The 22126-nt window shown below is 43.2% G+C and carries 21 protein-coding genes; 17 read left to right on the forward strand and 4 right to left on the reverse strand.

What is annotated here, in order from left to right:
* Positions 1 to 192: 192 nt before the first annotated feature.
* Positions 193 to 447: a hypothetical protein gene (locus F6K38_RS00575; protein ID WP_008181083.1), complete on the reverse strand. Its 255-nt coding sequence runs from the start codon at positions 445 to 447 to the stop codon at positions 193 to 195.
* A 159-nt stretch (positions 448 to 606) separates the two neighbouring features.
* On the opposite strand from F6K38_RS00575, the gene F6K38_RS00580 reads away from it, so the two are divergent.
* The 3 genes from F6K38_RS00580 (at position 607) to F6K38_RS00590 (ending at position 3940) form a co-directional block, all read left to right on the forward strand.
* Complete coding sequence (locus F6K38_RS00580) at positions 607 to 2727, forward strand: NAD(P)/FAD-dependent oxidoreductase (RefSeq protein WP_008181086.1); 2121 nt, start codon at positions 607 to 609, stop codon at positions 2725 to 2727.
* A gap of 265 nt (positions 2728 to 2992) precedes the next feature.
* Positions 2993 to 3196, forward strand: a complete 204-nt coding sequence (locus tag F6K38_RS00585; RefSeq protein ID WP_008181088.1) for a hypothetical protein — start codon at positions 2993 to 2995, stop codon at positions 3194 to 3196.
* Positions 3197 to 3256: 60 nt separating this feature from the next.
* A complete protein-coding gene (locus F6K38_RS00590; protein WP_048815185.1) occupies positions 3257 to 3940 on the forward strand; it encodes a hypothetical protein in 684 nt (227 codons plus the stop codon).
* A 22-nt stretch (positions 3941 to 3962) separates the two neighbouring features.
* Here the strand turns inward: F6K38_RS00590 and F6K38_RS00595 are convergent, their stop codons facing one another.
* Positions 3963 to 5315 carry an RNA-guided endonuclease InsQ/TnpB family protein gene (locus F6K38_RS00595; RefSeq protein ID WP_287355892.1) on the reverse strand — a complete coding sequence of 451 codons (1353 nt, stop codon included), beginning with the start codon at positions 5313 to 5315 and terminating at the stop codon, positions 3963 to 3965.
* A gap of 892 nt (positions 5316 to 6207) precedes the next feature.
* Here F6K38_RS00595 and F6K38_RS00600 point away from each other — a divergent pair.
* The 12 genes from F6K38_RS00600 (at position 6208) to F6K38_RS00655 (ending at position 16737) form a co-directional block, all read left to right on the forward strand.
* The gene (locus F6K38_RS00600; protein WP_229414363.1) at positions 6208 to 6612 is read left to right on the forward strand and encodes an ATP synthase subunit I; all 405 of its coding nucleotides are present in this window, start codon (positions 6208 to 6210) and stop codon (positions 6610 to 6612) included.
* Between the two features lie 76 nt (positions 6613 to 6688).
* A complete protein-coding gene (gene atpB, locus F6K38_RS00605) occupies positions 6689 to 7438 on the forward strand; it encodes a F0F1 ATP synthase subunit A (RefSeq protein ID WP_008181099.1) in 750 nt (249 codons plus the stop codon).
* Between the two features lie 132 nt (positions 7439 to 7570).
* A complete protein-coding gene (atpE, locus tag F6K38_RS00610) occupies positions 7571 to 7816 on the forward strand; it encodes an ATP synthase F0 subunit C (protein WP_008181101.1) in 246 nt (81 codons plus the stop codon).
* A 101-nt stretch (positions 7817 to 7917) separates the two neighbouring features.
* On the forward strand, positions 7918 to 8349 hold the full coding sequence (locus F6K38_RS00615; RefSeq protein ID WP_008181102.1) for a F0F1 ATP synthase subunit B': 432 nt from the start codon (positions 7918 to 7920) through the stop codon (positions 8347 to 8349).
* 208 nt (positions 8350 to 8557) lie between these two features.
* Positions 8558 to 9091: a F0F1 ATP synthase subunit B gene (locus F6K38_RS00620; RefSeq protein WP_008181104.1), complete on the forward strand. Its 534-nt coding sequence runs from the start codon at positions 8558 to 8560 to the stop codon at positions 9089 to 9091.
* Positions 9088 to 9642 carry an ATP synthase F1 subunit delta gene (gene atpH / locus F6K38_RS00625; protein WP_008181106.1) on the forward strand — a complete coding sequence of 185 codons (555 nt, stop codon included), beginning with the start codon at positions 9088 to 9090 and terminating at the stop codon, positions 9640 to 9642. Before F6K38_RS00620 ends, atpH begins: the two co-directional genes overlap by 4 nt.
* Positions 9643 to 9812: 170 nt before the next feature.
* Positions 9813 to 11330 carry a F0F1 ATP synthase subunit alpha gene (gene atpA, locus F6K38_RS00630; protein WP_008181107.1) on the forward strand — a complete coding sequence of 506 codons (1518 nt, stop codon included), beginning with the start codon at positions 9813 to 9815 and terminating at the stop codon, positions 11328 to 11330.
* Between the two features lie 97 nt (positions 11331 to 11427).
* On the forward strand, positions 11428 to 11685 hold the full coding sequence (locus F6K38_RS00635) for a hypothetical protein (protein WP_131826958.1): 258 nt from the start codon (positions 11428 to 11430) through the stop codon (positions 11683 to 11685).
* Positions 11673 to 12623 (forward strand): F0F1 ATP synthase subunit gamma, encoded by a 951-nt coding sequence (locus tag F6K38_RS00640; RefSeq protein ID WP_008181110.1) that lies wholly within the window; start codon positions 11673 to 11675, stop codon positions 12621 to 12623. The genes F6K38_RS00635 and F6K38_RS00640 overlap by 13 nt, the downstream gene beginning before the upstream one ends.
* Before the next feature lie 130 nt (positions 12624 to 12753).
* Positions 12754 to 13905, forward strand: a complete 1152-nt coding sequence (locus tag F6K38_RS00645) for an AZOBR_p60025 family cell surface glycopolymer formation protein (RefSeq protein WP_287355893.1) — start codon at positions 12754 to 12756, stop codon at positions 13903 to 13905.
* A gap of 1026 nt (positions 13906 to 14931) precedes the next feature.
* On the forward strand, positions 14932 to 16269 hold the full coding sequence (locus F6K38_RS00650; protein WP_287294037.1) for a calcium-binding protein: 1338 nt from the start codon (positions 14932 to 14934) through the stop codon (positions 16267 to 16269).
* Positions 16270 to 16389: 120 nt separating this feature from the next.
* Positions 16390 to 16737, forward strand: coding sequence for a hypothetical protein (locus tag F6K38_RS00655; protein WP_287355894.1), 348 nt, complete (start codon positions 16390 to 16392; stop codon positions 16735 to 16737).
* A gap of 33 nt (positions 16738 to 16770) precedes the next feature.
* On the opposite strand, the gene F6K38_RS00660 is transcribed toward F6K38_RS00655, so the two are convergent.
* Positions 16771 to 17193 (reverse strand): hypothetical protein, encoded by a 423-nt coding sequence (locus F6K38_RS00660; RefSeq protein ID WP_008178498.1) that lies wholly within the window; start codon positions 17191 to 17193, stop codon positions 16771 to 16773.
* 167 nt (positions 17194 to 17360) lie between these two features.
* On the opposite strand from F6K38_RS00660, the gene F6K38_RS00665 reads away from it, so the two are divergent.
* The gene (locus F6K38_RS00665; protein ID WP_287249303.1) at positions 17361 to 17561 is read left to right on the forward strand and encodes a hypothetical protein; all 201 of its coding nucleotides are present in this window, start codon (positions 17361 to 17363) and stop codon (positions 17559 to 17561) included.
* A gap of 124 nt (positions 17562 to 17685) precedes the next feature.
* On the opposite strand, the gene F6K38_RS00670 is transcribed toward F6K38_RS00665, so the two are convergent.
* Entirely contained in the window at positions 17686 to 18108 is a 423-nt protein-coding gene (locus F6K38_RS00670; RefSeq protein WP_044492020.1) for a helix-turn-helix domain-containing protein, read from the reverse strand.
* 843 nt (positions 18109 to 18951) lie between these two features.
* Here F6K38_RS00670 and F6K38_RS00675 point away from each other — a divergent pair.
* Positions 18952 to 21876, forward strand: coding sequence for an esterase-like activity of phytase family protein (locus F6K38_RS00675; protein WP_287249301.1), 2925 nt, complete (start codon positions 18952 to 18954; stop codon positions 21874 to 21876).
* Positions 21877 to 22126 lie beyond the last annotated feature (250 nt).

Genomic DNA, 22126 nt, shown 5'->3' on the forward strand with positions numbered 1-22126 from the left:
GCCAATCAATAGACTTCGCCGCAGTTGTCAGGCAAAAAGCTTGCATAAACAACAATTGACGCAAACAAGATCAGAAAACTACTAAGTCTGGCAGGTCTAATACCAATCAATCAATCAATCAATCAATGATGAAAAAGGTAGATGCGTTATGGCTTGAGTCGTAGCAATTAACCTAAGCAGCTTGGGCGTCGCTTAAGACGCCTGCCATTCTAATTCAGGCAGACTCTCCCAGGCTTGGACAACCAGGTCATTGAGTAATACTCTTTGTGAGTGATCAAGCCAATCGTCTTCTGCTAAGACTTCGGCAGTTAAATCGTCAAGAGACTGTCCTTCTTGACGGGCAATTTGAATGACACCAGCAATCGCCATTACCACCAGTTCTTCATCAACTGGTTGTTGACGTAGGGCGACTATTTCTTGTGGACTAGCTGGAATGGGATAATTCATACCTAACAAACAAGGGCACCCTTGACTATAACTAAACTGAAATCAATGTAAAGTATTTTTACGAATATTAAACAAGTCGATACTTGGAAGCTTAGCGTATTTTCATCACTGATTACCTCCGTCTCTCCTCTTAATGAAATTTGTGATCACATAACCCCTATGAAAGAGATTCTGTACGTAGAAATCCCTACACCAGACACCAAGACTGTGTGCCAATGGTTGCAACAGGAATGGCAGCCTAAGCTCGGGGATAAGATAATCACGCCAGATGGTATTCGTCTGCAATGGGAGACTACTCCTGATGAGAATTCTAATCACAAGACTACAGTTGCCCTATCTTTGATTCCAGAAATCTCGATTTTTGTGTGGTCTGTGCAGCGAACCACCTACCTCAAAGCTTTTCGTTGGTCCGAAAAGCCCCTGAGCGGCGAAACGCTAATTCTAAGACAGCTGACCCAGAGTCTTCGGGAGCAATTCCCCTACCACTATCCAGAACCACCGGATGTAGAGTTATCTGAGCAATCCATCTTTGAAGCATTAGCACCCTATTATCCTCAGACTGTGCACTTTTTCCGGAAAATGCCTAGAGGAGAATATGACCTGAATCGAGTTTATTGGTGGGAAAAGCGCTGGCGTGAGGGGGTTCGTAACCCCGAGCAGCCCAAGCAGGTAGTGTTTAAGGGGTTGAAGGCCACGCTACGCGAACAACCATCTAACCTTCAACCGACTAACCTTCAACCATCTAACCTGCAACCTTCAACCCCTAAGTACGACGTAATCTACATCGGTGGTGCTTTGGGAGTGATCCATGCTGCAACAATGGCGCAGCGGGGTTATCGGGTATTGCTGATTGAGCGGTTAACCTTTGGGCGGATGAACCGGGAATGGAATATTTCACGGGATGAGTTTCAAAGCCTGATTGATTTGGGTTTATTTACCCCAACTGAGTTTGAAGGGATCATTGCTAGGGAATACCTTGATGGATTTAATAAGTTCTTTGATAGCAACAACCCACCCCACTTGAAAGCAGCCATCTTGCACACGCCAACGGTGCTCAATATCGCCATTGATTCTGCTAAGTTTTTGCAACTGTGTGGAACAAAGCTCACCAGTGCTGGGGGAGAAATCTGGGATGAGACAGAGTTTATCCAAGCAACTATCACCCCAGAGGAAGTTGTGGTGGATTTGCAACACTTACCGACTAAATCTCACCGACAAGCGAGTGGTCGTCTGTTAGTAGATGCCATGGGAACGGCTTCACCAATTGCTTGGCAACTCAATGGGGGTAGGGCGTTTAATAGTGTCTGTCCCACGGTGGGGGCTGTGATTGAGGGATTAGAGCCTCAGGTGTGGGATCCCGATTATGGTGATGTTCTCAATAGTCATGGGGATATTTCCCGGGGACGTCAACTGATTTGGGAGTTGTTCCCTGGTGCAGGTCAGGAATTGACAATTTATTTGTTCCATTACCATCAGATACATCCTGAGAATCCCGGCTCTTTATTAGAAATGTATGAAGATTTCTTTACTATCTTACCGGAATACCGCCGATGTGATATGGAAAAATTGGTGTGGAAGAAGCCAACCTTTGGGTATATTCCCGGACATTTTACGGTGGGAAGTCGCGATCGCATTGTGGCCTTCGACCGACTGGTTGCCATTGGTGATGCTGCCTCCCTTCAGTCCCCCTTGGTGTTCACTGGCTTCGGTTCCTTAGTGCGTAACCTCTATCGCTTAACCGATCTCTTGGAAACTGCCTTGCGGCACAATCTTTTGAGTGCTAAGGATTTAAATCAAATTCGTGCCTATCAAAGTAATATTGCTGTGACCTGGCTCTTTTCCCAGGGGATGATGGTACCAACAGGTCGTCATCTACCACCCCAGCGGATTAACTCCATGCTCAATACCTTCTTTGGTTTGTTGGCAGATGAACCACCGGAGGTACCAGATACGTTTATTAAAGACCGTTTCAGTTGGTTAACCTTTAATCGACTGGCACTCAAAGCAGCTCGCCGAAACCCTGCCCTCATCCCCTGGATTTTGGAAATGGCTGGTGCAAAGGATTTCTTGCTTTGGGTAGGCAGTTACTTAAGTTTTACTAGCAATGCCTTTGTCAGCGGGTTGCTCAAAGGTTGGTTTCCCAGTCTAGTTCGACGGTTACAGCCCTGGCTTGAAAAGCGTTATCCACGGCTTTGGTTACAGTTGTTGGCTCAAAGTTATGCCATCACAGCTGGGATGGGGCGTCCTGAAAAAATAAACCGTGAGCTCAAGTTCGATTGAATACTTATCATTTAAGGTTATTCGTTAATTGTTAATTAGTAATTAACAATTTTTTATTAACCAAGAAGGTAAGCATTCAGCTATCAGCTATCAGCTATCAGCTATCAGCTAATGCCCTAGGCGCACGCTACACCGAACAGCTAAAGGTCTGTGGCCACGCTACACCGAACAGTTTATGCCCATAGCGTACGCTACTAATGGTGCTTTTGAATAAAATAAGCTGACAGCTGACGGCTGATAGCTGAATGCTTACCCAAGAACTAAAATGATGATGATTCAAAGAAAGACTTTAGTAATTATCTGTCTAATTTTAATCGCTGTTGTCGGTGTTGTCATTAATGTCAAACTTTTACAAGTTTGGAACTATAACACTGAAGGACATGATATTTACTATAGCTGGGTAGAAGGGAAGCGAATTTTATCGGGGCAAAATCCCTACGCTAGAGTCTTATCGGGAAATATGAGATAAAATCAGAAGTATGCTACGTATTTACCCATTTTTTATTGGCTTTCAGCATTAACTCAATTATTGGGATTCCAAGACTACTCAGACTGGATTTCCCTATGGCGACCGATATTTTTAATGGTTAATATCGGGATTGCTGGTCTAATTTTCTATCATTTGTATAACCATAAATTATTTATTTTTGGCTGGTTTGCTGCTTTATTATGGTTACTGAACCGATGGACGCTTTATGTTAGTATCGACGCTAACTTGGATTTCCTAGCCATATTTTTTATGATTCTTTCCCTGATGTTACTGCCGAAACACAAGTCCAAAGCTTTCTTGATGTTTAGCTTGTCTTTAGGGATTAAACAAATTGCTATATTTTTAGTACCACTTTATCTGATTTGGGCTTGGCAATCATCAGAGGATAATCCTGTAAAGGATACCTTCATCGCTTTGTTGTTAATACTTGTTATCCCTGGGATAACGTCACTACCATTTATCTTATGGAATGCAGAAGGATTCTTTAAATCGATTCTATTTTCAGCCACTAGAAATCCAGACGGACATGTTAATGCTCCTTCCTTAGATGGGTTAATTACATTATCAAATCCTGATTTCATTGGTATCAAAGCTAAGTTGCCAATGGTGTTGGTAATGAGTCTAGTATTTCTGAGTGCCATGAAGCGACAAATTGGCATCTATACTAGTGCTTTGCTGAGAGGTTGTCTGAAAAGTCTCATTTGCTACATCCAAGCCCCCTAAATCCCCCAATTTTGGGGGACTTCTACCAGCAAATTGATTCTTGTTCCCCCCAGAATTGGGGGGCTAGGGGGGCAAAATTCAGTATCAAAAAACTTTTCAGATATCCTCTGACCATGTCCGTATTTATTGAGTTCAATTCAGTAATATTTAACCAATATTTTTGTTGGGTGGTACCTTTGTTGCCTGCTACGAGAAACTGATATAATGCGGTACAAACCGTATTAAAGTTCCCTTCCTGCTTCTTTCCAGTTACCTGGTTTTTCATAGGGTGTCGGCACTTCCTATTCCACAGGCTTAGACCGAATAGCCTTCGGCAAAACGTTCGCGCGTTGAGGCTGGCGTTATAGTCACGGTCTTTGACTTCACCGCAAACCTCACAATCAAAAACTCGTTCTTTAAGTGGCATTTCCTGAACATGACCACAACTAGAACAAGTTTTAGTGGATGGGTAGAATCTATCTACAAATACCAATGAGCAACCGTACCACTCAGACTTGTATGAGACTTGACGACGAATTTCATAAAGAGCGGAATCGGCTATCGCACCTGCTAAGTTCTGGTTTTTTAGCAGACCGGAAACATTTAGATCTTCTAACCCAATGACTGCGTGGTTTTTGCAAAGCCAAGAGGTTAATTTTTGAATTGCATCTTTCCGGATGTTAGCAACACTTTGATGGACTTTAGCTAATTTCAGCTTGGTCTTATTTCTATTGGCAGAACCCATAGTTCTTCTAGATAGTTCTCGTTGAAGTCTAGCCAGCTTTTTCTGAGCTTGTTTGTAAGCTCTAGGATTAGGAAATACCGTCCCATCTGAACAGGTGGCTAGAACTTTAACCCCGACATCAACACCTAGATATTCTCTAGATTTAACAGTGGGTTCAGGTTCCAACTCGTAGGCCAAAGAAATATACCAAGAATCGGCTACTCGACTGATTGTGACCCGCTTCGTCTGGATTTCAGGTAAAGGTTCATAAGTGCTAACCCACCCAATAAAAGGGAGTTTCAACCGAGTTCCTGAAAACTCCATGACCTTCCCACAATTATCTAGGGTGAAGCTATCATTTCTACCTTTCTTCTTGAACTTAGGGTGTTGAGCTCTCCCTTGAAAGAATCGGTTAAACGCTTCTGATAAGTGCATGAATACGAATTGATAAACCCTAGAACTTAAGGTAGACTGCCAAGGATATTGAGGTTTAACATGATTGGTGTAGAACTTTTTCAGCTTGTTAGCAGAAGGCTTTAGCCCGGCTTTATAGGATTCGTTCCACATATTTAAAGCCCAATTCCAAAGCCACCTAGAATACCCAGCGTGTTGAGCCATCAAGGTTTTTTGTCTATTATTAAGTTTTAACTGGGTCTTGAAGCCTCGTTGCATAAGTCTGGGTCATTCTTCATTTTGGTTTGATACTAAGCGAGCAGATCGGCGCTGTCAGTCATGGAGTTTTAATGGCTTTGATTATCCCTGCCGTTTCCCATCAAGCTCACGTTCTGACATTGACCCCGACTCACTCAGCAGCAACTATGAGGCAGGAGGTACTTATTCACCGAGCTACTGTTGACGACATACTGATCGTATCGTTTTGTACCGCAAATCGTCAACTAAGTTACTCCTCTCGCGAGTTGCGAGATTCTTCCTAAGAAGGATGCCAAATGATATATAACGCGATGCTCGGTACAAGCCGCTACGCGATTGGCCTACGGCCACGCTACGCGAACGCATCGGGATAGCAATACAAGATATAGACTTTCCCTGTTGAGTAACTTTTATTGCTTTGTCTGTTGGGTCGAACATAGTGAAACCCAACCTTGGCAATGGTTTTGTTGGGTTTAGCTATCGCTCCACCCCTGCCTACATAAAATCCAGGGTTTTTGCACTCAAGTCAGTCAATCAGGCAGTTATCAGGGTCTATCACGACGCGGCCACCCCCTCAAGGGTGGAGCTATAGAAACTTTCGTCTGCACCTCAAGGACTTAAAGAAAATCATTGGTGTGGTGAGCCTCAGTCTGCAACCTTAGTTTGTGTAGTCACTACCTATCCGTTACATGCACTTATCCGTTGCCCCATTTATCCATCACCCTGTCAGCCGAAACCCTTATTTATACCGCACTTCGGAGGGATTAGTTATTTTTATACCAGATTTGTTAAGTATTGTGACCTTTCCCATGATATGATTACGTCTGGTTTGTGAAAACAAGCCAGATCACTGGACTAGCATTTGCTGCTACCGGTGAACTTGTCAGATGACCCTCTTGAGAAACCATTGACCATGGAGGAAAACACGCAAACAAGTTACTTATCCCCTTCAACGAGTTCGTCAATGCAGGAGTATTACCAACTCAAACAAACTCTGTTGTTGGTCACCCTAGTCGCGACAGGGATTATTTTCATCTGTGTGTGGCTGGTTTACTCCCTCAACATTGCCTTAAATTATTTGATCGGGGCGTGTACTGGTATGGTTTACTTGAGAATGTTGGCTAAAGACGTAGAGCGGCTAAGCCAACAAAATAGACGTCCGAGCATGGCTCGGTTTGCGGTTTTTATTGGGATAATTGTAGTAGCCAGTCAATGGCAAAAATTACAAATACTTCCTATATTTTTAGGGTTTCTGACGTACAAAGCCGCAATTATCGTCTATGTGCTGCAAAGCCTAGTAAATCCTACCTCTAAGTAAGATTTATTTAAGTCGGATTTATTGGTAGGATAAACAGACGTTTCACCCTTGACAGAAATCTGGGTAAATCTCCAGAATGGAAATGATAAATGCTTTAAACGTTCTGAATTCTTTACCCCTTGCTTCCTTAGAAGTTGGTGAACACTTTTATTGGCGGATTGGCAATTTAACATTACACGGTCAGGTTTTTCTCACCTCCTGGGTAGTGATTGCTATTCTGGTAGTAGCTTCCCTTGCGGCAACTCGAAATGTCCAAATGGTTCCTGGCGGTATCCAAAATGTGATGGAGTACGCCCTAGAATTTTTGAGGGATTTAGCGAAAAACCAGCTGGGGGAAAAAGAATATCGCCCTTGGGTACCTTTTATCGGTACACTGTTTTTGTTTATCTTCGTGTCAAACTGGTCAGGAGCCCTAATTCCTTGGAGTATTATCGAGCTACCATCCGGTGAGCTGGCGGCTCCTACCAATGACATCAATACCACCGTTGCTTTAGCCTTACTAACATCCTTGGCGTATTTTTACGCTGGTTTGAGCAAGAAGGGTTTAGGTTACTTCGCTGGCTATATTCAGCCAATACCAATCCTCTTGCCGATCAAGATTTTAGAAGACTTCACCAAGCCCCTCTCCCTAAGCTTCCGTTTATTTGGCAATATTTTGGCAGATGAACTGGTAGTAGCCGTGTTGGTGCTGCTAGTGCCTCTGTTTATTCCCTTGCCAATTATGGCGCTAGGTCTATTTACCAGTGCAATTCAAGCCCTGGTCTTCGCTACCTTGGCAGCTGCCTACATTCACGAGGCAATAGAAGTCGAAGGCGAAGAACATTAAGGGATAACCTTATGATGGGAATGGCACGGTAGCCTTAAATTAGGAATAGTTGGAATTGATGACTCCTTCGGAGAATCCTTCTGACTAGTAGCTCTGTATTTTGTTCTTTAATCACGGATAAGAAAAATCATCATGGATCCAATCGTTGCTGCTGCTTCAGTTGTCGCTGCTGCTCTTGCTGTCGGTTTAGCTGCTATCGGCCCTGGTATCGGTCAAGGAAACGCTGCTGGTCAAGCTGTAGAAGGTATTGCTCGTCAGCCGGAAGCTGAAGGAAAAATTCGCGGTACTCTGCTGTTAACCTTGGCATTCATGGAATCCCTGACTATCTATGGTCTGGTAATTTCTCTGGTACTGCTGTTTGCTAACCCATTTTCTTAGAACCTGATACTTTATGTAGAGACGTTGCAGGCAACGTCTCTACATGGTAGGTCTGATACGGTCAATTGTTCGGTTTTATTCCGATTGGGAATCTGTGAAAAATGTTTGATTTTGATGCTACTCTGCCTCTGATGGCATTGCAGTTTCTGGTTTTGACAGTTGTATTAAATGCCATATTCTATAAGCCACTGACAAAAACCCTCGATGAGCGTGACGAATACATCCGGAATCAGGAATCTGATGCCAAAGAACGCTTGTCTAAAGCCGAAAAAATGGCTAAAGAGTATGAAGAACAGTTGGGTCAAGCCCGGAAGCAGTCTCAAGCTGTGATCGCTGCTGCCCAAGAAGATGCCAGAAAAATGGCAGCTCAAGCGATCGCTGAAGCCCAACAAGAAGCTCAGGCTGAACGAGCAAAAGCTCAAGAAGAAATTGATCAACAAAAACAGCAAGCAATGGCTTCCCTCGAACAACAAGTCGATGATCTATCTAGCCAAATCCTAGAAAAATTGTTAGGGCCAGCGTTAGTAAGATAAATGGTTGGGCCTTGACCGCCTGACCCATATATTTACTACAACTCCTAAGAGATTGGCGATGTGGGAGTACTGTCAAACTATGTCAAACTATTAATTATCTTGAGATAATTGTCTTGAGATAATTGTCTTGAGATAATTATCTTGAGAGTAGGTGGACAGGTCATAGCTTAGCAAGATTATGCGTTCAAAACAATTGTAAACGGATATGATGGGGAATTTAGTATTATTGGCAACAGAAGCTCATGGAGAAGGTGGTTTCGGATTAAACTTTAATATTCTTGAAACCAACCTAATCAACCTGAGTATTTTGTTGGGGGTACTGTACTACTTCGGTCGCCAATTAGTGGGAAACGTTTTGAGTGAGCGACGCTCAAAAATTGAACAGACTATTAAAGAAGTAGAAGCTCGTCAAAGACAAGGAGCCGAAGCCTTAGCAGATCAACAGCAGAAGTTAGCTCAAGCCCAAGTCGAGGCAGAAAACATTCGTGCTGCAGCAGAAGTTAATGCTAAAGCAGCTAAAGAGGCAATTTTGGCCGCTTCGGCTCAAGAGATAGAACGGATGAAAGAATCAGCAGTTCAGGATTTGAACTCGGAAAGGGAACGAGCCATGGCCGAACTACGTCAGCGAGTTGCTACTATGGCAATGGCTAAGGTGGATTCCCAACTAAGAGAGACATTAGATGACTCTGCTCAACAACAATTAATTGACCGCAACATCGCTCTGTTGGGAGGTGGCTCATGAAAGGTGGTTTTTTGAGTGGCCAAGTACTCGAACCTTATGCAGAAGCTTTCCTCGATTTGGCTAAGTCCGATAACGAACTCAAAGGCAAACTGAGTGAGGATGTAGATACTCTGCTGAATCTTTTGAAAGAATCGCCACAATTGCAGGAGTTTTTAGGCTCTCCTGTGGTCAAAGCTGAGGATAAAATCGGGGTGTTGCAACAAATTGCTGGGGACCAACTTCACCCCTACACCATGAATTTTTTAAGAATTCTAGTAGACCGTGGGCGCATTGTGTTTTTGGAAGGCATTTGCCTGAAGTACCAAGAACTTCTCAGGGAGTTAGATCAAACTGTTTTGGCTGAGGTCAGTTCAGCAATAGAACTCAGTGAAGCTCAGCAAGAATCAGTTCGTGAGAAAGTTAAGTCCCTCACGGGAGCCAACCAGGTGGAACTGCAGACAAAAATTGACCCGGATGTAATCGGTGGTGTGATCATTAAAGTCGGGTCTCAGATATTTGATGCCAGTCTCAAAGGACAACTACGTCGCATCGGTATGGCTCTGACCAGTTGAAGTACGTCACGTTGGTGGTTGTTAGCCTGAGGCTTCCCTTTTAGGGTAGGTTAGTAAGTTAAAAGTTAACCCCTTGGGAAATAACCTTGAACAGTTAATAGTCAACAGTCAAAAGTCAACAGTTAATAGTTAACAGTAAACAATTAGTTAGTTAACGATAAAAACACATCATGATTAGCATTAGACCAGACGAAATTAGCAGCATTATTCGGCAGCAAATTCAAGGGTATAACCAAGGTTTTGCGGTTTCCAACGTTGGAACGGTTTTGCAAGTTGGTGATGGTATTGCCCGGATTTATGGCTTGGAAAAGTGCATGGCTGGGGAACTGCTGGAGTTTGAAGATGGCACCGTTGGCATTGCCCTGAACTTAGAACAGGACAATGTGGGTGCAGTGCTGATGGGGGATGGTTTACAGATCCAGGAAGGTAGCTCGGTTACTGCTACTGGTAAGATTGCTCAGGTACCCGTCGGAGAGGCACTGATTGGTCGGGTAGTTGATGGCTTGGGTCGTCCCATTGATGGTAAGGGGGATATTCAAAGCACTGAATCCCGTCTGGTGGAATCCATTGCCCCAGGGATTATTGCGCGGCGTTCAGTTTGTGAACCCATGCAAACTGGAATCACCGCTATTGACGCTATGATTCCCATTGGACGGGGTCAGCGAGAGTTGATTATTGGTGACCGACAAACCGGGAAAACTGCTATTGCTGTAGATACGATCATCAACCAGAAACAAGAAGATGTAATTTGTGTCTATGTTGCTATTGGTCAGAAGGCATCTACGGTAGCCCAAGTGGTGAATACCCTCCAGGAAAAAGGAGCATTAGACTACACTGTGATCGTGGCAGCGAATGCCAATGACCCAGCTACTCTACAGTTCTTGGCTCCCTACACCGGTGCCTCGATTGCCGAGTACTTTATGTACAACGGTAAGGCAACCCTAGTGATTTATGATGACTTGTCTAAGCAAGCTCAAGCCTATCGCCAGATGTCCCTACTGCTGCGCCGTCCACCAGGACGGGAAGCTTATCCAGGAGATGTGTTCTACGTCCACTCCCGGTTGTTGGAACGGGCAGCTAAACTGAATGATGAACTGGGTGGTGGTAGTATGACCGCACTGCCTATTATTGAAACTCAGGCTGGTGACGTATCAGCTTACATCCCGACTAATGTAATTTCTATTACCGATGGTCAAATCTTCCTCTCCTCTGACCTATTCAACTCTGGTGTCAGACCAGCGATTAACCCTGGTATCTCAGTGTCACGGGTAGGTTCTGCTGCCCAAACCAAGGCCATGAAGAAAGTGGCTGGTAAGTTGAAGCTAGAACTAGCCCAGTTTGACGACTTGCAAGCTTTTGCTCAGTTTGCCTCCGACTTGGATGCCGCAACCCAAGCTCAGTTGGCTCGGGGTCAACGTTTACGGGAAGTGTTGAAGCAACCTCAGAATTCACCCCTAGCTGTGTTTGAGCAAGTGGCAATCGTTTACGCTGGACTCAATGGCTATCTCGATGATGTGCCTACTGATAAGGTGACAACTTTTACTCAGGCACTGCGGGAGTACTTGAAAACCAGCAAGCCAGAGTACGTTGAGATCATCAAAAACGAGAAGAAGCTCACTGATCAAGCCGAAAGCATTCTAAAGGAAGCGATCGCAGAATACAAACAGACCTTCCTAGTCTCTGCTTAACAGGTTAAAGATTAGTTTCGGTTGCAGGTTAATTTCCGTTGCAGGTTACCGGTTAGTAGGTTGCAGGTTAGTAGGTTGCAGGTTAGTAGGTTGCAGGTTGCAGGTTAATTTCAGTTGCAGGTTAGTAGGTTGCAGGTTCTCTAAAAAACAGTCAACCTACCCTACACCGAACCCCAAAGGCCAACAACCAGACAACCTTCAACCTTCAACCAGACAACCTTCAACCTTCAACCAGACAACCTTCAACCTTCAACCAGACAACCTTCAACCTTCAACCAGACAACCTTCAACCTTCAACCAGACAACCTTCAAGCCGAGACAACCGTCATCCTTGAACAGATTATGCCTAATCTAAAAGACATTCGCGATCGCATTAAGTCAGTCAAAAATACCCGGAAAATCACCGAAGCGATGCGCCTTGTGGCTGCGGCTAAGGTACGTCGTGCTCAACAACAGGTGACTGCCACCCGTCCTTTTGCTGACCGCTTAACACAAGTTCTCTACGGTTTGCAAAACCGGATGCAGTTTGAAGATGCCAATCTGCCCCTACTAAAAGAACGGGAAATCAAGAATGTAGGCTTGCTCGTCGTTTCAGGGGATCGAGGACTATGTGGCGGTTACAATACTAACGTTATCAAGCGTGCCGAAAACCGTGCAAAGGAACTACAGGAGAAAGGGGTTGGCTACAAATACGTGCTAGTTGGACGCAAAGCTATTCAGTACTTCGAGCGCCGCAATCAGCCAATTGATGCCAAGTACACCGGTTTAGAACAGATTCCCACAGCATCAGAAGCATCTATGATTGCTGACCAACTCCTCTCCCTGTTTCTGTCTGAAACCGTAGACCGGGTGGAGTTGATATACACCAAATTCGTCTCATTGATTAGTTCTCGACCTGCGGTTCAAACCCTGCTACCCCTAACAGCTAAGGGACTAGAATCACAGGATGATGAAATCTTCAGACTGACAACTAAAGGTGGTGAGTTCAAGGTGGAGCGGGAGGTAGTCACAAGGGGAACTACCGAGACTTTCCCCCGTGACATGATTTTTGAACAAGACCCCGTGCAAATCCTCGATGCCCTGTTGCCTTTATATCTAAACAACCAGTTACTACGGGCATTACAAGAGTCAGCAGCTAGTGAACTGGCTTGTCGGATGACAGCAATGAGTAATGCCAGTGATAATGCATCGGAACTGACTGGTAAACTAACCCTAACCTACAACAAGGCACGGCAAGCCGCAATTACCCAGGAAATTCTGGAAGTTGTGGGTGGTGCTGAAGCACTCGGTTAATTTCATTTTATTTCATTTATTATCGTCACCTGCAAAGATTACCCGCGTCTGGAATTAACCAGGCGCATTTTTACTTTTTGCGAATTGTAAGCATATGCTTACAGGAGGAGAGGGAAGAGCGGGTTAAGTCATGAAACAATTATGGAATCGCCAGCCGGTTGAGATTAGGCACACAATATTGGCTGCTATTTTAGTATTAGTTATAGTAAGTTTCTTTTATTTTGTCAAATTTGAAGGGAATATTACTGGCTTTTTCAGAATTGGGTCATTATTTCCTATTTCTCCTTATCTCAATAGTGATCAAGTATTGATTTATCAGGGAGAGCAGGGATATGATGGTCAACAGTTTCTGACTATTGCCCTCGATCCATGGTTAGAAAACTCAGGGACAATAGAAGCCATTACTCCTCCGCAATATCGCTACAGAAGAATTCTGTATCCACTGCTAGGTTATCTATTAGGTTTTGGGAATCCCCAGCTAATTCCCTACGCAATGGTTGGGATTAACTGTCTAGCTATTATTCTCATAGTATTTGTCAGTAGTTTATATTTCAAACGATATAGTGCTAGAACTTGGCACTCACTCCTGGTTCTTTCTATACCAGGAGTTTGGATGGTTTTATCCCTTTCAACAGCTGATTTAATTAGTAGCTTGCTGCTGGTAACAGCTATCTATTTTTATCGCAATGAAAAACCGATTTACACAGCAATAGCCATCACAGCTGCTTGTCTGACAAGGGAGACAATGCTATTAATGTGGTTGGCAATTTTATTAACCAGTATATGGGAGCGCAAAGGTCGGCAGCTGCAACATCTATTATGGGCTTGGATACCAGTAGCTGGGTGGGCTATCTATGTTTTCTATCGTCTAGAGGCTCAAGAAAATCTAGAAGGTAGTGAAAATTTTGGCTACCCCCTATTTGGCATAGGTCAAAAGCTGATTAATAGTCTCACAGGAGGACTAGGAGGAAAAAACCTGTTTGAAGCTTATTCATTTGCCTTATTAATAGCAGCTTTTGTAGTCACTATACTGCTAGCCAGTCAGTCCCTGCGGGAAAACAAGGTTATCCTAATCAGTGCAATTATTTATGCTGTGCTATTTTCCATGACTAGCATGACTATCTTAGGTTATTATTTAGATTATTCTCGTGTATACCTAGATATCTATTTCTTACTATTACTCAGCAGCAGTAACTCAAAACGCTATTTAAACTATTTAAAAAATATCCTCATGGCTGGTGCCAGCTTGGCAAGCATCACCTATTTACTTGCCCATTCATGAAAAACCGGAAATTCGTCAGCTAATGCGCTACGCCCACGCTACTTGAGGTGCTATCAGCTAATGCGCTACGCCCACGCTACGCGAATAGGTTTTTAATAAAAGAGGTAAGCATTAGTTTAATCTGAGTTAAGTCGGCTGAGGAGTGACAGCTTATGGCACATCAAGTAGCACCTCAAGTAGCGCATTAGCTTACATTTTCATTAATCTCTCAACATTAAATTATCCCTAAAGAGATTTATGTTAAGCTGACGGCTGACAGCTGACGTAAATTGTTTAAATAAAACTCCAACAAAGAAAAAAAAATTACTTAGATAGCTTCTTTCATCGCGCTGTAATTATATATTAGACCTATTGGATAAGTCTCATAAACCGTGGGTGAAGACAAGGCAAAAGGCAAGAGGCAAGAGGCAAAAGGGATAGATACAGCATTTTTAATAACTCTCAGATGTGCTCGAAGAATTAATAATTAAATTCGCCACGGGTCTCACCTCAGGTACACAGGATTTTTTCCTTTTCCCCTCTGAACTCTTACCTGCTCCCTGCTCCCTAAAACCTTAGGTGCGCTTTCCGTTGGCGAATTTAATTCGCCACGGGTCGCACCTCAATAATTTGTACCTGACCGAATGGCAAAACGCTGTAAATGCTTTAAAGGACATGAATGATCATCCAATTAAAGCTTTTTATAAATTATCTAAGTGAAGTAAATTTATTTCACAACATCTTTAACTAATCGATACGTATAATTATGCTGATTTTATAATCAATAGCAATTTTTTCGCTTATTCTGAATCTATAAATTGAAACATTCAGCTATCAGCTAACGCCTTAGGCGCATCTACGCTGACTATATATCAGCCCTTGCCTGAGCTGAATGCTTACCTTTTTTCACAAAAAGGTCAAATTTAACTTGATTAACTTAACTATTAGAGGCTGAAAACTACTGTAGTTTTCAGATACAACCTCAGATACTACCCAGGTGTGCATTACATAACAACTGACAATTCATTAATTACGGAGCAAACATCAATGGTTTCTAATGATAACTTTGCCGACCGGGTATTGTTAAACGGTACATCAGTTAATACCACAGGCACTAACGTGAGTTTCACTGGGGAGCTAGGTGAGCCGGATCATGCAGGCATTAGCAGCCCGTTAAATTCTGCTTGGTGGTCTTGGACAGCTGCCGCTGATGGTATCGTGACCATTGATACTTTTGGGAGTAACTACGACACTAGCCTAGCAGTCTATACCGGTTCAGCAGTTAACAGCTTAACTGAAATTGCCAGTAATGATGATAATGGCATGACTTTGCAAAGCGCAGTTCGATTTACCGTTAGCGCTGGTACAACCTACCAAATTGCTGTTGATGGCTTTTTTTCCAACACAGGCTTGATTGATCTCAACATCAACTTAGATGAGGGAACATCAATGGTTTCTAATGATAACTTTGCCGACCGGATATCGTTAAACGGTACATCAGTTAGTACCACAGGCAATAGTCTGGGTTTCACTGGGGAGCCAGGTGAGCCGGATCATGCAGAAGTTAGCAGCCCGTTAAATTCTGGTTGGTGGTCTTGGACAGCTGCCGCTGATGGTATCGTGACCATTGATACTTTTGGGAGTAACTACGACACTACCCTAGCAGTCTACACCGGTTCAGCAGTTAACAGCTTAACAGAGATTGCCAGTAATGATGATGATAGCATGACTTTCCAAAGCGCAGTTCAATTTACCGTTAGCGCTGGTACAACCTACCAAATTGCTGTTGATGGCTTTTCCTCCACCACAGGCTTGATTGATCTCAACATCAACTTAGATATTGACGACACTCTGATTTCAGGAACATCAAACGATGATACCCTGTTCGGCACTGTCGAAAACGATCAGATTGAGGGTTTGGCTGGCAATGACACAATCTTTGGTAGTGAGGGAATTAATACCCTTCTTGGGGGTGATGGTAATGACCTGATCTACGGTGGTTCACAGCTGGATGTGATTCGTGGTGGTAGCGGTAACGATACCATTTTCGCCAGTGAGGGTAATAATGAAATCTTTGGTGATGCTGGTGATGACATCATCTATTCTGGCTCTGGCAATGATTTCATTAATAGTGGCAGTGGTAACGACACCCTGTGGCTAGGGGGTGGTGAGGATCTAATTGTCCTCGAAAGCGGCAATGGCTTTGATACCATCAATAACTTCCAGCTTGGTCTGACTACCTTTGATGCTGGCGATAGTGATCAGCTGAGCATCGTTGATGGTGCTAATGGTGCCGAAATCTCGAGCGGGGGAGACCTCTTGGCTGTGGTGCGTTTCACTCAAGCTACTACTCTCATTGATAATCTCTCTGAGGTGTTTGTCTAGGGTTTTTCTGCAAGGCTTTGGTAAAGCAAAGCTTGCCGGAGCATAAAATCATGATTTGATTAGCATAGTGCGTCTGAGTTAACTCAGGCGCATTTTTGATCAGGGTTAACCCTTCCTGTCATGACTCCTAAAATCTATACTGATCAGGAAGGTTCTAAAATTCAGATTGCTAAAGCACCAAGGGATTATAGCCCTGTTTCAGATACTCCTTTAGTTACCCCAGAGGGGATAAAAGAAAGTTCAAAAGCAGATAGTTTGATAATACTTAGCTTACCTATAAAAATCCTCTCAAAACTTGTTATAGTTATCGCTATTGTGGTGATTTCTGTTTTGCTGCGTGTGGCTTATTTAGAGAAAGAATCTGTGTATTGTAATGATATAATTGAAGGATTTCATAAAGGTAACAAAAAAGCTACTAATACGTACTATAATGATCAGGAGTTTAAAAGGCGGTGTAATCCTGAATAATAAATTTTATCAGTGATATTGGTCTATAAACACTTAAATTTTTATATTACTTGATTTTGGTTTAATAATTTTACAAATCTGTATCTTTTTTTGTTGATTGGGTTGATTTTGGGTTTTATTTATGCAGTCTTCTAAGTAATCTTTATTAATCGCAAATTCATAATTATTATTATCTAGTGTTATTTTTTCAAAAATGATATCACCACTAGTGAAGGAATCGTTTATCTTAGTTACTTCAATAGATGATTGAAGGTAACCTATAACCGGAGTAGGATCTTCATCATTTGATGGTTGTATGTCATGTAGGGGGACATATGGTGAAAAGCATTGTAAACAAACCTTATCATTAAAATTCGGTTTGTAATTATCCTGACCAACAGCTGTTGTAACTATACCGAGCAGGAGAATAATGCTTACTCCAATAATAACAAGGTAATTTAAAATTTTTCCTTTCATGGCAAAGAGAAAAGTAATGGTTGACTACTATACTCTTCGCTAGCTCTAAATTGAATCAGGATATTTTACTAAGAAACCAAGAAATATCTCCAAAAATTCATGAAATGGCGGTAAACTCGTATAAAACAGTGTTTTACACTACTCAATGTTTATGGTAAGTTAATTCTTTGGTTGAAGAAAAAGACAAAAGGCAAAAGGCAAGAGGCAAAAGGCAAAAGGCAAAAGGCAAAAGGCAAAAGGGGACTTACGCCACATTGACTGGTTTGATGGGATTGGCAGTAGGTCACGCTACGGGATTGGCCTACTGCCACCCTACGCGATCAAGCGAAGCTTCCGCGCTTATGCGATCGCAAAAGAACACTTTGTGATTGATCGATGTGAATGCGATCGCAAAAAGACACCTTGTGATTAATTTGATGTGAATGGGATTGGCCTACTGCCACCCTACGCGATTGACCGTAGGTCACGCTACGCGAACGCATTCACATCCCATCAAGCTGAAATCACTTCAAAATCAGAAATCGTCTCAATCCACACCCGTGCTCCACACTTGAGGGGATCATCTGGACGATACATCACCCGACACGGGCCATTGACCTCCACCGTATGAGCGTAAACATTTTTAGTGCCTCGCTTCACCGTAATTACAGGATTACGCTCCCCGGTCTTGAGATTTTGGCGAATGACTTTCTGATTAACGTGGATCACAGCCTTAGTGTACTCTGTGCGCTTTGACCAGTTCCGTTTTGGTCCGCGAGTGCCAGGAGTGACCACCGGCATGCCATCAAACAAAGGAATTACCCAAGTTCTACCCACCTTATAAGCCCCTTTAACTCTGCCTTTGCCCAGAAGGTAACGGACGCGAGTGGCGGAAACACCAAGTAATTCAGCGGCTTGTGCGGTGGAAATCATCATGGGTCGTAAACCATTGCTTTAACGATATTATTACTTTAACACACTTTTTCGGAAAAGGCAAGGATATAGTAAAACTATTGCATTATCGCTATTTCAGGGCTTGTGGGAGGTTTGGAAGGTTTGGGAGGTTTGGGTAGTGTGGGAGGTGTGGGAGTGCTGAAAAACTATTGCATTGTCACAATATCAAGCAGTAGGGGCAACTGGGATTAGTGGGATTAGTGAGAGGAGTGAGATAAAAGTGTTATCAAAAACTATTGCATTTTCACAATTAAATGCTAATACCAAGTTGCGTGGCCAACGGCTGAATACTTACTTAAAAAAAATCAAAAATAATTATTTCCAGATCCGCTGTTTCCTATTTCCTACTCCCTTTGCTAAAAACTAATTGTTAAAATCGTTGATAACAAAATTTTTGGCCGAAACCTTACTTAGTCAGGGATTATATAAAAAATCTCTAGGCTCAAGGTTAATAAAAAACTAAAAAAATTAAGTTAATATTAAATCTAGGTTAACTTTACAAAATATTTATACCCTACTCAGATAAAATTACACTAAAAATTTACAGCGACTTCAAAAACAAGCTTTAACCAAACCTTATAATTATGTTTATATAAATACAATCAAAATTTAACCTGGAAATGAAAACCTTACTAAGGGAGGTCAGCCAGTTTCAATCATCACGTAAACCTAGGCCAAGGCGATTTAAGGTTGGCAACAATTACGTACTAGGTGATAGCTGAAAGCTGAAATGCTGACACAATTTAGCTAGTTTCTGTGCTTCTAAGTCTCTAGATATAAAAACGCTAAATTCGAGAGTTTTAGTCTCGTTGATTCCAGGATTTTATGAAATTAAAAGGATTTGCATCTTTACCAGCTGATACCTTTGCAGAGGGACCCCAGTCTGGTGCAGACAATGGCAACGGTGAACCGATTTCTGCCAATGGTCGCACCGGTCCGTTTGATGGACAACCTGTTCAAGGCTTTAGTGGTGTTCAGTTTGCTCCTAGTGGGGGTGGCTCTTTTTGGTTTCTATCAGATAACGGTTTTGGAGCCCAACAGAATAGTGCGGATTACCTACTCAGACTCTATCAAGTTAACCCTGATTTCAAGGGTGCAGAGGATGGAGATGGTAGTGTAGAGATTGAAGGCTTTGTTCAACTGTCTGACCCTGATGGCAAAATTCCTTTCAAGATTGTCAACGAAGACAGTAGCGGACGCTTTCTGACCGGGGCGGATTTTGATATCGAGTCTTTTGTGATTGATGCTAAGGGCGATATCTGGATTGGTGACGAATTCGGTCCGTTTATACTTCACTTCGATAGCACTGGTAAACTGCTCGAAGCCCCTATTTCTACTCCCAATATCCCCGGGAATACCACAGGGGAATTTGTGCGATCGCCTCAAAACCCAGATTTACAATTCAATAGCCTCAATGGTGATCCTCCTCTAGTGATTGCACACCGGGGTGCTAGCGGTGAGCGTCCAGAGCATACCTTAGAAGCTTACGCTCTTGCCATTGAACAAGGGGCTGATTTCATTGAGCCTGACCTAGTAATCACCAAAGACGGTGTCTTGATTGCTCGTCACGAACCGTTGCTAGATGACACCACTAACGTAGCTGATGTATTTGGTGAAGACCGCAAGTCCACCAAACTGCTGGATGGTGAAGAAATTACTGGTTACTTTGCTGAAGATTTTACCTTAGCAGAAATCAAGCAACTGCGTGCTGTTCAGTCTCGTGACTTCCGTAGTGATGAGTTCGATGGTCAGTTTGAAATTCCCACTTTCAAAGAGGTTATCGAACTACTCCAGCAGGTAGAAGCGGAAACTGGTAAAAAAATCGGTATCTATCCTGAAACCAAGCATCCTACATTCTTCGATGACCAAGGCTTATCCCTAGAAGAGCCTTTAATCGCAACCCTACAAGAAACTGGTTTTACCGACCCCAGCCGGATTTTCATCCAATCCTTTGAAGTAGCTAACCTAATTGATTTACAAAATAACTTGCTACCTGGGGCTGGATTGGAAAATCTACCCCTAGTACAGCTCTACGGAGATGTAGACGATCAATTCCTAAATGCTGGTGGTGGCGGTTTTTCTGCTCCCTACGATATTGTTGCTAATTTCAGCAAACCTGACTTTACCGCAGAAGAGGCTCGGGCTACCTACGGCGATTTAGTTGACATTGTTCCCGACTTTGGTGCTGATGTCACTGGTGATGGTATTCCCGATACCACTTACCAAGATTTAGCCACTCAGACAGTCTTTGACTACATTGGCGCTAACTACGCTGAGGGTGTTGGTCCTTGGAAAAACAGCTTTTTGCTGCGGGAATCGATCGATACTCCTGTTGATGGCAATGGTGATGGCATTGCTGAAATCACTACCCAGCTCACTGGTGAAGTTCGTCCTTTCATCGATTGGGCTCATGATGCAGGAATGCAGATTCACCCCTACACCCTACGTAATGAAGAGCGCTTCCTGACCCTCAACCCTGATGGTACCCCTCAAAGCCCAGAGGATGAGTTCCGTCAATTGATTGAGCTTGGAGTAGATGGTTTCTTTACAGACTTCCCAGAAACTGGAAGAATTGTAGTTGACCAAGAAACTATACTGCCTAATCTATCTAGGTCTCGCGGATTTGAGGGCATGGCATTTAGCCCTGACCGCACCACCTTGTATCCCCTACTCGAAGGTGTAGTAGATGGGGACCCAGAGGATGCTCTACGCATCTATGAGTTTGATGTTGCTTCCAGTGAATACCAAGGTCTGGTAGGATTTTACCGTACCGATGTTCCCGGTCATCCGATTGGGGATTTTACCCCCATCAATGACAACGAGTTCTTAGTCATAGAGCGGGATGGTAAGCAAGGAGCGGAGGCTCAGTTCAAGAAAATCTTTAAGATTGACTTGTCTGAGATTGATGAAAATGGCTTTGTTGCCAAAGAGGAAGTAGTTGACTTGCTCAACATTCCTGACCCAGATGATGTGAACGGGGATGGTGAACTCACCTTTACCTTCCCATTTGTCACGATCGAAGATGTATTGGTGATTGATCAGAATACGATCTTAGTTGCCAATGACAACAACTATCCCTTCTCCGTAGGACGGGGTCCGGATATTGATAATAACGAAGTTATTCTGATCGAATTAGATCAACCCCTGGATGTAGATCCTTTATTAGGTCTTCCAGCCCCCAACTTTATTTCAGGTACTCCAGATAGTGATGAAATTGTTGGCGAGTTAGGTAACGATTTCATTACTGCTGCTGAAGGCAATGATACCGTTGATGGCGGTCTGGGCAATGACCTGATTCAGGGTGAAGCTGGAGATGATGTATTGCAGGGAGACTTTGCTGATAGCACCATTGGCGGAGATGACGTTATCTTCGGTGGCTTAGGCAATGACCGGATTAACGGCAATCTCGGCAATGACAAACTCTACGGTGGTGCAGGAGATGACTTTATCTTCGGTAATGAAGGTGATGACTTAATCCGAGGTGGATTAGGTAATGACTTCTTGACTGGTGATGACTCTTCTGGTATTAGCGGTAGTGATACCTTTGTCTTAGCTGCTGGGGAAGGTACAGATTTCATTCTCGATTTCCAGGCAGGAGTTGACTTAATTGGTTTAGCCGATGGTTTGACCTTTGGTCAGTTATCCATTGAACAAGATTCGCAAAATGCTCGCATTAGTTTGGAGAATCAACTATTAGCAACTTTTGCGATCGCTAATCCTCTAACAGAGGCTGATTTCACGATCATCTAATCCGTTGTAAAACCGGGTAATTAAAGGATTACCCGGTTTTTATTATTTGGTAATACGCAATACTGCGTGGGTTAAGGATCCCCCTCCCGTCCCCCTTAATAAGGGGGAAGCCAGAGGAGCCATAGCTATTGTTCCCCCCTTGCTAAGGGGGGTTAGGGGGGATCTCCAGGAATTGAACTTCCAAAACCGACGCAGTATTGAGGTAACTAAGTTGATGACTGAGGTGCTCGAACTTTAGGTATAAAAAAAA

Source organism: Moorena sp. SIO3B2, assembly GCF_010692525.1.
In the GTDB taxonomy this organism is placed as follows: Bacteria; Cyanobacteriota; Cyanobacteriia; order Cyanobacteriales; family Coleofasciculaceae; genus Moorena; species Moorena producens.

Excerpts from the sequence above, each read along its gene's own strand:
- atpH (WP_008181106.1), top strand. The coding sequence starts at position 9,088 with ATGAAAGGTGGTTTTTTGAGTGGCCAAGTACTCGAACCTTATGCAGAA.
- F6K38_RS00675 (WP_287249301.1), top strand. The coding sequence starts at position 18,952 with ATGAAATTAAAAGGATTTGCATCTTTACCAGCTGATACCTTTGCAGAG.
- F6K38_RS00575 (WP_008181083.1), bottom strand. The coding sequence starts at position 447 with ATGAATTATCCCATTCCAGCTAGTCCACAAGAAATAGTCGCCCTACGT.
- F6K38_RS00670 (WP_044492020.1), bottom strand. The coding sequence starts at position 18,108 with ATGATGATTTCCACCGCACAAGCCGCTGAATTACTTGGTGTTTCCGCC.
- F6K38_RS00620 (WP_008181104.1), top strand. The coding sequence starts at position 8,558 with ATGGGGAATTTAGTATTATTGGCAACAGAAGCTCATGGAGAAGGTGGT.
- F6K38_RS00595 (WP_287355892.1), bottom strand. The coding sequence starts at position 5,315 with ATGCAACGAGGCTTCAAGACCCAGTTAAAACTTAATAATAGACAAAAA.
- F6K38_RS00650 (WP_287294037.1), top strand. The coding sequence starts at position 14,932 with ATGGTTTCTAATGATAACTTTGCCGACCGGGTATTGTTAAACGGTACA.
- atpE (WP_008181101.1), top strand. The coding sequence starts at position 7,571 with ATGGATCCAATCGTTGCTGCTGCTTCAGTTGTCGCTGCTGCTCTTGCT.
- F6K38_RS00645 (WP_287355893.1), top strand. The coding sequence starts at position 12,754 with ATGAAACAATTATGGAATCGCCAGCCGGTTGAGATTAGGCACACAATA.
- atpB (WP_008181099.1), top strand. The coding sequence starts at position 6,689 with ATGGAAATGATAAATGCTTTAAACGTTCTGAATTCTTTACCCCTTGCT.
- F6K38_RS00660 (WP_008178498.1), bottom strand. The coding sequence starts at position 17,193 with ATGAAAGGAAAAATTTTAAATTACCTTGTTATTATTGGAGTAAGCATT.
- F6K38_RS00615 (WP_008181102.1), top strand. The coding sequence starts at position 7,918 with ATGTTTGATTTTGATGCTACTCTGCCTCTGATGGCATTGCAGTTTCTG.
- F6K38_RS00655 (WP_287355894.1), top strand. The coding sequence starts at position 16,390 with ATGACTCCTAAAATCTATACTGATCAGGAAGGTTCTAAAATTCAGATT.
- F6K38_RS00600 (WP_229414363.1), top strand. The coding sequence starts at position 6,208 with ATGGAGGAAAACACGCAAACAAGTTACTTATCCCCTTCAACGAGTTCG.
- atpA (WP_008181107.1), top strand. The coding sequence starts at position 9,813 with ATGATTAGCATTAGACCAGACGAAATTAGCAGCATTATTCGGCAGCAA.
- F6K38_RS00580 (WP_008181086.1), top strand. The coding sequence starts at position 607 with ATGAAAGAGATTCTGTACGTAGAAATCCCTACACCAGACACCAAGACT.
- F6K38_RS00585 (WP_008181088.1), top strand. The coding sequence starts at position 2,993 with ATGATGATGATTCAAAGAAAGACTTTAGTAATTATCTGTCTAATTTTA.
- F6K38_RS00640 (WP_008181110.1), top strand. The coding sequence starts at position 11,673 with ATGCCTAATCTAAAAGACATTCGCGATCGCATTAAGTCAGTCAAAAAT.